This window comes from Defluviicoccus vanus (assembly GCF_014672695.1).
In the GTDB taxonomy this organism is placed as follows: Bacteria; Pseudomonadota; Alphaproteobacteria; order Rhodospirillales; family Defluviicoccaceae; genus Defluviicoccus; species Defluviicoccus vanus.
Window position 1 is genome coordinate 3,960,574 of record NZ_CP053923.1, and the last position, 13,619, is coordinate 3,974,192.

The 13,619-nt window shown below is 62.7% G+C and carries 7 protein-coding genes; 1 reads left to right on the forward strand and 6 read right to left on the reverse strand.

Translation table 11 applies throughout. The features are described from left to right. Window positions 1-835: 835 nt before the first annotated feature. A complete protein-coding gene (locus HQ394_RS18135) occupies window positions 836-2,863 on the forward strand; it encodes an acyl CoA:acetate/3-ketoacid CoA transferase (RefSeq protein ID WP_190261363.1) in 2,028 nt (675 codons plus the stop codon). A gap of 135 nt (window positions 2,864-2,998) precedes the next feature. Here the strand turns inward: HQ394_RS18135 and HQ394_RS18140 are convergent, their stop codons facing one another. The 6 genes from HQ394_RS18140 to glyS all read right to left on the reverse strand — a co-directional run bounded on the left by HQ394_RS18140 (window position 2,999) and on the right by glyS (window position 13,551). After that, entirely contained in the window at window positions 2,999-4,459 is a 1,461-nt protein-coding gene (locus HQ394_RS18140; protein WP_190261364.1) for a hypothetical protein, read from the reverse strand. A gap of 209 nt (window positions 4,460-4,668) precedes the next feature. Beyond that, the gene (locus HQ394_RS18145) at window positions 4,669-5,655 is read right to left on the reverse strand and encodes a toll/interleukin-1 receptor domain-containing protein (RefSeq protein ID WP_190261365.1); all 987 of its coding nucleotides are present in this window, start codon (window positions 5,653-5,655) and stop codon (window positions 4,669-4,671) included. 525 nt (window positions 5,656-6,180) lie between these two features. Beyond that, window positions 6,181-6,600 carry a hypothetical protein gene (locus HQ394_RS18150; RefSeq protein ID WP_223291704.1) on the reverse strand — a complete coding sequence of 140 codons (420 nt, stop codon included), beginning with the start codon at window positions 6,598-6,600 and terminating at the stop codon, window positions 6,181-6,183. Between the two features lie 964 nt (window positions 6,601-7,564). Then, window positions 7,565-8,191, reverse strand: a complete 627-nt coding sequence (locus HQ394_RS18160; protein WP_223291705.1) for a hypothetical protein — start codon at window positions 8,189-8,191, stop codon at window positions 7,565-7,567. A gap of 532 nt (window positions 8,192-8,723) precedes the next feature. Next, a complete protein-coding gene (gene ppdK, locus HQ394_RS18165; protein ID WP_190261369.1) occupies window positions 8,724-11,405 on the reverse strand; it encodes a pyruvate, phosphate dikinase in 2,682 nt (893 codons plus the stop codon). A 10-nt stretch (window positions 11,406-11,415) separates the two neighbouring features. Beyond that, window positions 11,416-13,551, reverse strand: a complete 2,136-nt coding sequence (gene glyS, locus HQ394_RS18170; protein ID WP_190261370.1) for a glycine--tRNA ligase subunit beta — start codon at window positions 13,549-13,551, stop codon at window positions 11,416-11,418. Between the last annotated feature and the right edge of the window lie 68 nt (window positions 13,552-13,619).

A 13,619-nucleotide genomic window follows, 5' to 3' on the forward strand; every position in this document is an offset into this window, starting at 1 on the left:
TGGCGAAGGCTATTCCGATCGACTGATCCGTGGGTTGGAAAACGAGCCCGAGCCCTTCGAACACGAAAAGCTGCCAAACCCGATCCTCGCCATTTCACCGCTGATCCTCGTTTTCGTACTGAACGCGCTGTTCACTCACGTCATCCCTGATCTGTACGGCTCGACCTATGATTTCATCCTTGGCACCGGCAAGCCGACACCCATCGACATCGGCAAAGTCAAGGCGATCTGGGCGGTGCAGGGGGCGTTGCTGATTGGCGTTCTCAGTGTCGTCGCCTTTGCCTTAAAGCCGATCCGCGGCAAATTCGCCGAAGGCAGCAAGCTCGCGGTTGCCGGATCGTTGCTGGCGACGATGAACACGGCGTCAGAGTATGGCTTCGGCGGCATCATTGCGGCGCTGCCGGGGTTTGCTCTTGTCGCGCATTTTCTTGAAAAGATCCCCAACCCACTGATCAACGAGGCGATTACCGTTACCGTGCTCGCCGGTATTACCGGTTCGGCGTCGGGCGGGATGAGCATCGCCCTGGCCGCCATGGCCGAGACGTTCATCGCCAACGCGCAGGCGGCCGGCATTCCCCTTGAAGTGCTGCACCGGGTTGCGGCGATGGCCAGTGGCGGCATGGATACGCTGCCGCACAACGGCGCAGTGATTACCCTGCTTGCGGTGACCGGCCTAACCCATCGCGACTCGTATCGCGATATCTTTGCGGTGACGATCATCAAGACGACGGCCGTCTTCGTTGCCATCGGCTTCTTCTACCTGACCGGCATTTACTGAGCGCCGCTGTCGTCGACGCACACACTCGTGTCAAGACAAACAGCGCCTGGAGAAAACATGGCACAGCAGCTTGGTTCCCACCCTGTCCTTTCCTACACGAAATTGCCGGAGAAGGGGAAGATCGTCACCGCGCGGGAAGCCGTCCGGCTGATCCGCGACGGCGATACCATCGCCACCAGCGGTTTTGTCGGTATCGGTTTTCCCGAGGCGATTGCTGTCGCCCTGGAGGAACTCTATCTCGCCGACGACGAGGACGTGCCGCAGTCACTGGCCAAGCCGCGCAACCTGACTTTGGTCTATGCGGCCGGTCAGGGCGACGGCAAAGAGCGCGGGCTCAATCATCTCGGCCACGAAGGGCTGATAAGGCGTGTTATCGGCGGTCACTGGGGGCTGGTTCCCAAGATCCAGCGGCTGGCGATTTCCGGCGCCATCGAGGCCTACAACTTGCCGCAAGGGGTCATCTCGCAATTATTCCGCGATATCGCGGCGGGCAAACCCGGGCACCTGTCGATGATTGGTCTCGGTACCTTCGTTGATCCGCGCTACGGCGGTGGCAAGATCAACGAGCGTACCACCGAAGACCTGGTGGAACTGATGACCATCGGCGGCAAGGAATGTCTGCTCTACAAGACGTTCCCCATTCACGTCGGCATCATCCGCGGCACCACGGGCGACCTCGACGGCAACATCACCATGGAGAAGGAGGCGCTGACGCTGGAAGGGCTCGCCATCGCCATGGCCGCCCACAATTCCGGTGGACTTGTCATCGCCCAGGTGGAACGCATCGCCGATCGCTGTGCGCTCAATCCCCGCCAAGTCAAAATTCCCGGCATTCTCGTTGACTGTGTTGTCGTCGCCGAAAAGCCGGAACAGCACATGCAGACGTTCGCCGTTCAATACAATCCGGCATACGCNGGGGAGTTTCGGGTGCCGATGGCATCGATCCCGCCGATGCCGATGAGCGAACGCAAGATCATTGCCCGGCGGGCGGCGCTGGAGCTGGAGGCGAACGCCGTGGTCAACCTCGGCATCGGCATGCCGGAAGGCGTTGCCGACGTCGCTGCCGAAGAGCACGTGATCGACCTGTTGACCCTCACCGCCGAACCCGGCGTGATCGGCGGCATCCCGGCCGGCGGTCTTAGTTTCGGTGCGGCAGTCAACACCCAGGCGATCATCGACCAGCCGAGCCAGTTCGACTTCTACGACGGCGGCGGCCTCGATCTTGCCTTCCTCGGCTTGGCGCAGGCGGACCGCGAAGGCAACGTCAACGTCAGCAAGTTTGGTCCGCGGCTCGCCGGCGCCGGTGGTTTCATCAACATCTCGCAAAGCGCGAAGAAGTTGGTCTTCGTCGGTACCTTTGACGCCGGTGCGCTCAAATTCGAGATTGCCGATAGCCGTTTGCGTATCGTCTGCGACGGCGACACGGACAAGTTCGTTGAGTCCGTCGAGCACCGGACCTTCAGCGGTGAGTACGCACGCAAACGTGGCCAGACGGTCGTCTACATCACCGAGCGCTGCGTTCTGCGTCTGGCCGAAGACGGCTTGGAACTGACCGAAATCGCCCCCGGGGTCGACCTGGAACGGGATATCCTGGCACACATGAGCTTCAAGCCGATCATCCGCGGCGAGTTGAAGCTGATGGACGCGCGCATCTTCATCGATGCGCCAATGCGACTGCGCGACGATCTGCTGCGTCTGCCGTTGGAAGAGCGCCTGTCCTACGATCCGGAACAGAACATCTTTTTCCTCAATTTCGAGCGGATGTCGGTGCGCAGTCGCGACGATATCGCCGACATCGACCGCGCTGTGCGCAGAACGCTGGAGCCGGTGGGCAGGAAGGTGTTCGCCATCGTCAATTACGACGACTTCGATATCGATTCCAACCTGATTGACGATTATGCCGACATGGTGCGCCGGGTGATGGATCGCCACTACCTCGGGGTGACCCGCTATACCACCAGCGCCTTCTTACGCCTGAAGCTGGGCGAGTCGCTTTCACAGCGCCATTTGGCGCCACACATCTACGAAAGTGCCGAGGAAGCCGCCGCTCACCTTATGGAGCACGGCGAAGTGGAACACGCCTGAACAGATGGCGTGCGGTGGTGGCGCGTTGCCACAAACTCAACACCTGGGGGCCGGTACCGCAGTGGCGACCGGTCCCCAGTGTCTATTTCCTGTCTTTACCTGTCTGCTTCCGTGTCCGCGTAGTGGGAGCTGGGCTCAGGCGACGGCAAGCATTTTTTTCGGTGCCGAGACCTCAAGCTGGAAGAGGACAGGCCCGCGATAGCTCTGGCCGTCCTTGCCCTTGAACCGGCCATCAACCGGACTGCGTTCGCTGTAAGGGCTGGTGAGGATGGCAACATGGCCGCCCGGGAAGGGAACCGATTCCAGCACGCCCGTTCCATCGAGAAAGCGATTACCGGCAATGGCGCAGGCGGGCGTCACGAGGGTGTCCTTCAGCGCATAGTCCTGGTACCAGCGAACCCCTAGTTTCGCCAAGTCACCGATACGCAGCGGCTTGCCGAACAGTTTGACCGGCAATACCCCTTCGGCGTCGATCGGTTGCTGGAAGGAGATCGAACTCATCTCGGCGATCGCCGGCGGCAGGTGGACGCGGTCCTTGCGCAGCCAATGGAACAGCGCTGCGGTCGATTTGCCCGGATGCAAGTTTCCCTTTTCGTAGAGCCGCGCCTGGTTGATCACCTGGATCAGCGGCGTCTCCTGAGAAATGGCGACAAGGCGCATGCCGAAGCTGAGCAGGTAGCCGTTGGCGACGTAATTGCCGTTCGGCATCTGTGACAGCATGAAATCGAAGTGCATTTCCGGCGTGCCGGTGATTGCCCGACTGTAGGTGCCGTCCACCGGCGTGACGTTGGTGATCAGCGTATCGCAGACGTCGCCGTAGGTGCCCGACAACAGGTTCATCAGGCAGATGTAGCCGCCCTGGCAGGTGCCGTTTAGCGTGACCTTACGCCCGTGGCGCTCCACCAGCGTCTTGCACAGCGCATGCGTTTGCAGGCAGTCGTCCTCTGGCGTCATTGTCTGCACTGCCTCGGTCTCCCAAATGTCCTTGACTATGCGGACATAGGTGGGAACCCCGGCGTTGGCGAAGGCGTGCGCGTAGCTCTTGTCCTCGTAGGGTAGGAAGGCAAGGATGTGGCTGCCGAGCATGTAGGGCGAGACCAGCAGCATCGGCTTGACGTCGTCGCGCACGACAACGCCCGGCTTCAGCGGCAGCACCTGATACATGCGGAAGCACTCGGTCTCCTCAATCAGCTTGTACTCGGGCCGATGCAGATGGAAACCGAAGACGCTTTTGACCTTCTCGATCTCCTCGTTGAAGTTGGCCACCCCTTCCATCACATCCGCCTGGCGACTGGCGAACTCGGCGAAGGTCTCACCTTCGCGGTGATAAAGGGTATTGAACCAAGCGTTCCAGCCCTTCTCGTACTCGTCCCACAGGTAGCGGGATAGCGCCTCCTGATTGGCCCAGTTGGCCTTGTTGATCAGTTCGGCGTTGTACTCCAACGTCCGCCCCAACGTGGCAAGGCTTGGGGGGTGATGGCGGGCGGCGCGGAAGGCGATAACGGCGGCGATGCGGAAGGGATCAAAGAATTCGAGCCGCTCGCGGTCAAGCGCGCGCCACAGCGAAATGCCGTAGCGCCACATGCTAGTTGCCACGTCGGGGCTTCACTTACCAGATGGCCGTCCATAGCCGTCACCTTGGATCATTAAAATTCTAACGAGATACAACCCTAGCATATGTGCGGCTTTTCTGCAGTTGCGAAGTTGGGGTGGCGGCAATGCGCGCGTATGGGGTTGCATTCGGGCATTGATTGGCCTGATCTGCCCAAAAAGGCCGCTTTCGTTCACGATTGCGAGAGGTTGCCTCAATCGCGAATGCGGCTGATGACGAACTCGATCGGCGGATGCGGCGAGGCTCCGCCTTCGATGGTCACAACCATGTCGATGCGGTCACCGCTGAGGGCGCCGATGTAGTGATTGACCACGTCGCGCTCGCTACTTCCGAGCGTCTCCTGCCAGCGGACATCGAATCGCACCTCGTCACCCTCGATGCGGGGATTGAGCATGGCACGGGCGACGCCGAGGAATCCGGCGCTCCCGGTCAGGGTGCGACCTACGGTGCGGAAGCTGAACGTCTCGTTCTGTACCAGCCCCCAGTCGTAGCTGACCTGCCCCTGCCAGCGTCCGTCGATACGGGCAACGGCAGGCGCTGCCGTGTCGCTGTGGGCGCCGGCGGCGCCATTCGCGACCTCCTCCACGCGGAGCTGCCGATCGGGCGTGATGAGAAAGGCCGTCACCGCGGCGGCAAGCAGCAGCACGCCGGCGCCGACAATGAGCGGCAACCGCCAGCGGCGGCGAGGCGAGGGTGTCGGTGATAGGGACGGATGCGAAGGTGCGGCTGCGCTCTCGGTCGTGGCAGCATCCGCGGACGGGGCCGGCATGCTGATGATGGTGCAGATATCGCCGATCATCTGCCGCAATCCGGCGTGGCCGGGATCGCCCGTCCAGCCGATTAGGTCGGCGGCGTGGATGCGGCGAAAGCCGAGTGGTGGCTCGACCGCTTCGATCAGCGCCGGGACGAAGACGCCCCGTTCCTTGCCTTCTTCGGCTTCTTCGGCCACCCATTGCGAGGCGATCGCCGCCGTCGACCACAGGGCGACGACGCATTTGGCCTTGTCGAGGCTGGCGCTGATCACCTCGTCGAAGCGCTTGCCGGCGGGAATGTGCCGATCCCACCACACCGACCAGCCCTCGGCTTCCAGCGCCCGCGCCAGAAGCTCGGCGATCTCCCGGTCCTCGCGTGCATAGGAAATGAAAATGTCGGGCATGGCTTTCCCCGCGTTGTCGTCCATCGCGGTTACCCCTATTGCGGAAGAAAGCAAGAGGGGTGGAGGGGTGGAGTGGCGGCAGCGTGGCAGCTCCACCCGGAGCCCGTAGCAGTCCGATCCGCTCGATCCCATTTCCGACCGTTTGAGGGTCGGACTCGTCGGCGTCCGCTTTAGGTCCGATCGTGACGGCGAAGTTGCGAGCCACAGCGAGAGAGAACGAGTAAGGATGCGGCGGGCTGGTGTCCATGTCCGATGCCCATTATCCACAACCTCACAGTTGGGAATCAAAGCACGCACACGTTGAAGACAGAAGATAAAACTTTATGGATAACGCTGGCCTACTCCTTGAGCATCAATGCCTTCACAAGTGCTTCTCTACGCGCAAAAATCGATTGTTTATCTTGCGGAAGGGGTGACTGTCCCTGCACGGGAGCCTCCCCGCGATCCATCTGTTGTTCATCTCGACGATCAGGGCCGCGCAATCCGCTTTGAGGCTGTCGGCGACGTCCCTTATCTGCCCCCAGACTGGCCGCGTCGTCCATTGCGTAGTCACTGGAAACATCGAACCAATCTTACAGTTGCTGAGGGTCCAGCTGCCATAATCGCATTCATTGGCGACCACCGCGTTATTTCTGTTGACAAGCTGGACGCGCACTTTTTCTCTTGAAGATCGCGCACCATAATCATCGGGCCGGCCGGCGTCATCACGGTGGCTGTGAAAGCTCCGCTTTTCGTCTGAACGATCTTTGAATTGAGCAAATCGCTTAGTTTGATTTGTTCATTGCCTTCGGCTTCGATACCGCAGCTCAGCGATGTTTGGGTATCGCCTTCCACGGTTTTCAACTCAAGAATATTCGAAATTATCGTGGGCGTGGAGGGCGCCTGAGCCGAGGCACCCGTAATTGGACAAGTGCTAACGACGGAGCACGCCATCGTTGCTATCAAAGACAAACGACGAGTATTTTTCAATATTGCCTCCATGGATTTCTTAAAAGTGGGAGACAATCGCAGAGCATGCGTGCTTCGCGGTTGCCGGTTGCGGTATTCCGTTATTTCGAATTTTCAAGAGGCGCCGGCATTGCAAATTTATGCTGCATTACGAGGCGAATCGTCGTCGCCGTAATTCGGCGGGCTGAGGTGGTCCAGCATCTGCCGGTGGCCTCGAACGAAACAGTCTGCAGGTCGGGAACGGCCGGGATCGACAAGTCGGCGATCTCGCCCATTCGCTGCCACGCCGCGGCCCGCTCGTTGGCCGGGACGTCGCAGTGAACGGCGAACACCGTCTTGGCGCGAAACTGCGGGTTGCGGCCGAGCATTTCTAACTCACAGCACAGTCCCGGCGTGAACGCCGCATCGAAGACGATGACGATGGCGACGGCATCCGCAGAAAGCTCCTCCACCCGGGCCTTCCATTTCTCATCGGGGGNATATTCACGCAGCGCCCCATACGGGCGAAACTTCCCGGTGCGCTCCCTCTGTCGCCCGAGCGCGCGGGNGGGCGCCCGGTCGAGGAACTCCTCAAGCAGCAGGGTGTCGANGCGGCTTCGGCGGGCGCAGTCCCCGAGCAAAAACCGCATTGGAGTGCGCCGCGGCGGCATGAGTGTCACCTGGTCGTCCTCGAACGAGCGTAGGAACAGGATCGACGGACGCTCGTCCTCATTCAAGCGCTCGGCCGCGGATCGCGCGGCCCAGGAGCGGGCGAGCCGGGTCAGCGCCGTCCCCAACAGCGGGAAGACGACGACGGAGCAGAAAGCGAGCAGCGCCATGCCACCGGCGGCGGCCTGCCCCATCCCCTCGAAACAGGCGGTATCGAGGCCCCCGCGGTCGAAGCAGTCGGCGACCGCCTTCAACGCGCCGATAGCCTGGATCACCCATGCGCCGGCGATGTTCGTCGCCGCGGTCATGAACAACAGCATGCCGAGGAGCAGGAGGGTCAGCGAGAATGGCGCCCGGCGAAAATACCGGCCTGCCGCGGGCGGCAGATCGAACAGCCAGCCGATGGCGCCGGCGACCCCCGCCGCGTCGTTTGCGCAAGGCGCCGGCGCTCATCGGCATCGAGCCGGAGCAAGAGCCAGTAGGCGGCGATCAGCTCGATCGACAGCAGCCCGAGCAGCACCGCGGCGATGGCGCGGCTGATCAGCCAGGGCGTCGCCCCATAGTGCTGGTTCGCGACGGCGAGGGCCGTATCGAAGTCCGGCGTCATGGCGGCGAACGGCGTAATCCGCGCCAAGGGCGTCACCGTCCATACCGCCAGGGCCAGCGCGGCGGCGGCGAGGAGAATCAACCCCGCGCCAAGCGCATTCGCCAGCCATCGGTGTTGCGGCAGCCGGTAGGGCAGCATGAGCGCGGCACCGGCCAGGGAAGCGAGCGAGGCCATGCCTGCCCAGGCCACGTTCGCCGGCGGCCAGAGGCTGGCGCCGGCGAACAGCAGCCCGAACAGGATCAAGGTCCGGCTCAGGCCTTCGACCACCAACGACTGGTCGGCGGCCGCGGCCACCCGGTCGAGGGCGAGATTGATCGTATTTCCAGCAGTAACCGCCGACGCGTGCGTGTCCGGCATCGCCCCCCTTTTCGTCCAGCCCGGCAGACCGACAGCGATTTGCCGGGTCCGCCCCCAAATGACCTTCCCACTATAGCCGCGTCGCCGCCGCCCGCAACGACGGCCTAGGTATCGCGCGGCGCACTTTCCGACGTCTCGCCTGTCCTGACGGGGCCAGCTTTGGGAGTGCCGGTGGCCAAGAAGATTCGGACGTCGTGCCGCTGCCCCCATGTCCGTACTTCGCCGACAAGCGCTTCTTTTCGAGTCCGCTTCTGATTATGTCGAATCGTCGCGAATGGCGACATCCGGCCCTGCTCCAAACTGAGACACCGCGCCGCTGAGGCCTACCCGACGCCGAAACTGAGCGGCGTCGGCTGTCCCCTCACCCGGCGCGTTTGCGCCGACCTCCCGGAGGGAGAGGTTGAGAAAAATCCCTCGCCCGCGGGGCGGGAGGGGGGGCCCGTCGGCTGTGGCGACGGGAGGGTGAGGGCGCGGTGCCGGCCTTCCGACACCGCGCTTCCCAAGTGGTCTTCTATCTATCTCTACTCGTCGCTTACGCGGTCGTGCTGACCATGCCGACGCCGAGGGCGGCGTGGGCTGCCGCCAGCCGCGCAATCGGCACCCGATAGGGCGAGCAGGAGACGTAGTTCAGGCCGATCAAGTGGCAGAAGTGCACCGACGCCGGATCGCCACCATGCTCGCCGCAGATGCCGAGCTTGATGTCCGGGCGGGTCTTGCGGCCGCGCTCGGAGGCGATCTTCATCAGTTCACCGACACCCTCCTGGTCGAGGCTGGCGAAGGGATCGTTCGGGATCACCCCCAGCTCCTGATACTGGACGAGGAATGGGCCGGCATCGTCACGCGACAGGCCGAACGTCGTCTGCGTCAGGTCGTTGGTCCCGAAGCTGAAGAACTGCGCCCCCTCGGCGATCTTGTCGGCGATCAGCGCTGCCCGTGGCAGCTCGATCATCGTGCCAACCATGTACTCGAACTTGGCGCCGGTCTTTTCCATCGTCTCGGCGGCAACGGCGTCGACCATCTTCTTCAGCCGGTCGAACTCGGACTTCACCGCCACCAGCGGGATCATCACCTCCGGCAGCACCGTCTCGCCCTTCATCTTCACGTCGGCCACCGCCTGGAAGATCGCCCGGCACTGCATTTCGTAAATCTCGGGGTAGGTGATGCCGAGGCGGCAGCCGCGATGGCCGAGCATCGGGTTGGCTTCGTGCAGCTGCGAGGCCTTGGCCTTGACGTCGGCGACGGTCTTGCCGGCCGCATTGGCCACCTCGGCGAAGTCGGCGTCGGTGTGCGGCAGGAACTCGTGTAGCGGCGGGTCGAGCAGGCGGATGGTCACCGGCAGCCCGGCCATGATGGTGAACAGCTTGATGAAGTCATCGCGCTGATAAGGCAGCAGCTTCTCCAGCGCCGCGCGACGTTCCTCGAGCGTGGTGGCGACGATCATCTCGCGGACGTGGATGATGCGCTGGGGATCGAAGAACATGTGCTCGGTGCGGCAAAGGCCGATGCCCTCGCAGCCGAAGTTGCGCGCCGTCGAAGCGTCGAGCGGCGTTTCGGCATTGGCACGGACTCGCAGCTTGCGGATTTCGTCGACCCAGCCCATCAGCTTGCCGAAATCTCCGGTCAACTCCGGCTGGATCTTCGGCACCTCGCCGTTCAGGACCTGGCCGTTGGAGCCGTCGATGGTGATCACGTCACCCTCTTTCAGCACCCGGTTGCCAGCGGTGATCGTCTTCGCCGCATAGTCGATGCGCAGCTCACCGGCACCGGCGACGCAGGGTGTGCCCATGCCGCGGGCGACCACCGCCGCGTGGCTGGTCATGCCGCCGCGGGTGGTCAGGATGCCCTGGGCGACGTGCATGCCGCCGATGTCTTCCGGCGACGTCTCGATGCGGGTGAGGATGACCTTCTTACCGGCCTTCGCCCAGGCTTCGGCATCTTCGGCGGAGAAGACGATCTGACCGGACGCGGCACCGGGCGATGCCGGCAAACCCTTGCCGAGGGGATCCTTCGTTGCCTTCGGGTCGATCATCGGATGCAGCAGCTGGTCGAGTTGCGCCGGATCGACGCGCTTCACCGCTTCCGCCTTGTCGATCACACCCTCTTCGCACATTTCGACGGCGATGCGCAGCGCGGCGGCAGCCGTGCGCTTGCCGTTGCGCGTCTGCAACATCCAGAGCTTACCCTTCTGAATGGTAAACTCCATGTCCTGCATGTCGTGGTAGTGCGTTTCGAGCCGGTCCCGGAACGACACCAACTCGTGGTACAGCGACGGCAGGGTTTCCTCCATCGCCGGCAGGTCGGAGCCGATTGCCGTCTTTTCCGCCAGCGAGAGCGGTTGCGGCGTACGAATGCCGGCGACCACGTCTTCGCCCTGGGCGTTGACCAGATACTCACCGTAGAACAGGTTCTCGCCCGTCGACGGATTGCGCGAGAAGCAGACGCCGGTCGCCGAGTCGTCACCCATGTTGCCGAACACCATCGCCTGGACGTTGACGGCAGTGCCCCAGTGATCGGGGATGCTGTTCAGCTTGCGATAGGTGATGGCGCGTTTGTTCATCCAGCTGCCGAACACGGCACCGATGGCGCCATAGAGCTGCTCCTGCGGATCTTGCGGGAATTGCTTGCCGGTTTCCTTCTGGACTTCGGCTTTGTACTGCTCGATCAGTGCCTTCCAGTCGTCGGCGGTCATGTCGACGTCGTAGACCTTGTTGACCTTCTCTTTATAGTGATCGATGAGAATTTCGAACTCGTGCTTGCCGACGCCGAGCACCACGTCCGAATACATCTGGATGAAGCGGCGATAGCTGTCGTAGGCGAAGCGTTCGTTGCCGGTCAGCTTGACCAGGTTCTGCACCGTGACGTCGTTGAGGCCGAGATTGAGGACGGTGTCCATCATCCCCGGCATCGATGCCCGCGCACCGGAGCGGACGGAGACGAGAAGGAGGGGACCGTCAGTTGCACCGAACTTGGCGCTCATGATCTTCTCGACGCCGGCCATCGCCGCGGTGACCTGGTCTTTCAGGTCGGAAGGATAGGTTTCCTTGTTCTCGTAGTAGTAGGTGCAGACTTCGGTCGAAATGGTGAAACCGGCCGGAACCGGGATGCCAAGGTTGCTCATCTCCGCGAGGTTGGCGCCCTTGCCGCCGAGGAGGTTCTTGTCCTTCGAACCACCCTCTGCTTTCCCGTCCCCAAACGAGTAAACCCATTTTGTCATTGCGTGCTTCCTACCCTTCTATTTGTGAGAAATCTGCCACCCCACCCAGCGCTGAGCGGATCTGCGACAGCAACTTCAACCGGTTGACCCGGATATCCCGATCCGCGCAGTTCACCTGGACCTGATCGAAGAAAGCATCGACGGGGGNGCGCAGTCCGGCAAGGACTGCCATTGCCTCCCTGAACTCCTCCCCTGCGAGCGCCTGCGCGATGCGCCCACGTGCCTCGCTCAGCGCGTGATATAGCTCGGTTTCCCGTTGCTCGGAGAGAAGCCCTGTTTCGACTTCCCCCTCATACCGCACGCCGTCTTTCGTTTCTTCGATGCGAACGATATTGCTCGCCCGTCGGTAGGCGGTCAGCAAATTAGCACCGTCATCGGTGTTGAGAAAGTCTCTTAACGCCTCCACCCTGGCCAAAAGACGAACGAGATCGTCCTCCCGGCCATCGGCGAACACGGCAGCGATCAGGTCATGGCGCACCCCCTGTTCGCGCAGGTGCACTTTCAGCCGGTCGGCGAAAAAAGCGAGGAGGTCGGCGGCGATGGTTTCGCTGCGGCTGCCGACGATCGCCTCCGGATAAGCGGTGAGTGCCGCGCGTAGCAATGCGACTAACTGCAGCCGCAGACCGTTTTCGAGAATCAGGCGAATGAGGCCAAGCGCGGCGCGGCGCAGCGCGAAGGGATCGCCGGACCCGGTCGGCTTCTCGTCGATGGCAAAGAACCCGGCGAGGGTATCAATCTTGTCGGCCAGTGCCACGGCGACGGCGACGGGTGCGGTTGGNNCGCAACGATCAGACGGCCCCTTGGGTGCGTAGTGCTCGGCGATCGCATCGGCGACCTCAGCCGGTTCGCCGTCGTTGCGGGCGTAGTAGCGGCCCATGATTCCCTGCAGCTCGGGAAATTCGCCCACCATCTGCGCCATCAGGTCGGCCTTGCAGAGATGGGCGGCACGGGCGGCAAAGTCGGGATCGGCGCCAACTTGCGGTGCCAGAGAGCGGGCCAGTTGCTCCAACCGTCCGACCCGTTGCAGATCGGAGCCGAGCTTGGCATGGAACACCCGCTCGGCCAGCTTCGGCACCCGCGTCGCCAGCGGACGCTTGCGGTCCTGGTCCCAGAAGTACTTGGCGTCCGACAGCCGGGCGCGCAGCACGCGCTCGTTGCCGGCGACGATCGCCGCCCCACCGTCGGCGGACTCGGTATTGGCGACGAGAATAAAGTGCGGCGCCAGCGAGCCGTCGGCGCGGAGAAGGGAGAAGTACTTCTGGTGCGCCCGCATCGCGGTGATCAGGACTTCGGCCGGCACATCCATGAATGCGGCATCGATCTTGCCGATCATCGGTAGCGGCCATTCGACGAGACCGGTCACCTCGTCGAGCAGCCCCGGATCGTCGCGCAGCGTCAGCTCATCCGCCGCCGCCAGTCGCTCAGCGCCGTCATGGATGATCTGCCGCCGCTCCGCCGGGTCGAGGACGACCTTGGCGGCGCGCAACTTCGCTTGGTAGTCGGCGAAGCCGGTCACGGCAAAGGGGTTGGGAGCCAGGAAGCGATGACCTACAGTCGAGTTCCCGCTCGGTACATCGAGGAAGTCCATCAGCCGCTGGCCGAGAGCACTTTGGCCCATCCGAAACGGCATTTGTACACGAAGGGAATGTGATGACACGCCGTCGAAAACAAATAGTATCCGATGTAATGGCCTTACCCAGCGAAAGCGTCTGTTTTCTGCCCAGCGCATAGCTTTCGGCCAAGGAAATGCCTCGATGATTTCGCCAATTATTTCCGTTATAATATCGACGGTCGGCCGGCCGCTCTTCGTCGAGACGGCGAAATAGAACTGGCCTTTGTCGGTGTCGCGCACCTCCGCCTGATCGAGGCTGGTCAATCCGGCGGCGCGCANGAATCCTTGCACCGCCTTCTCCGGCGAGCCGACGCGGGGGCCTTTGCGTTCCTCGGTCACATCTGGTTGGTGTTCCGGCAATCCATCGATCACCAGCGCCAGCCGCCGCGGCGTCACGAACGCTGCCGCACGGCCATAGCTCAGCCCTGCCTTGTCGAGGCCCTGACAGACAAGGCGCTTGAGATCGTCGGCGGCACGCGCCTGCATCCGCGCCGGAATCTCTTCCGACAACAGTTCGAGCAGAAACTCGGGCATTAGACTTGGCCTCCCTCGGCCGGCTGCGCGCGCCCTCACCCTCCCGCTGTGCGGGCCCTCCCTCTCCC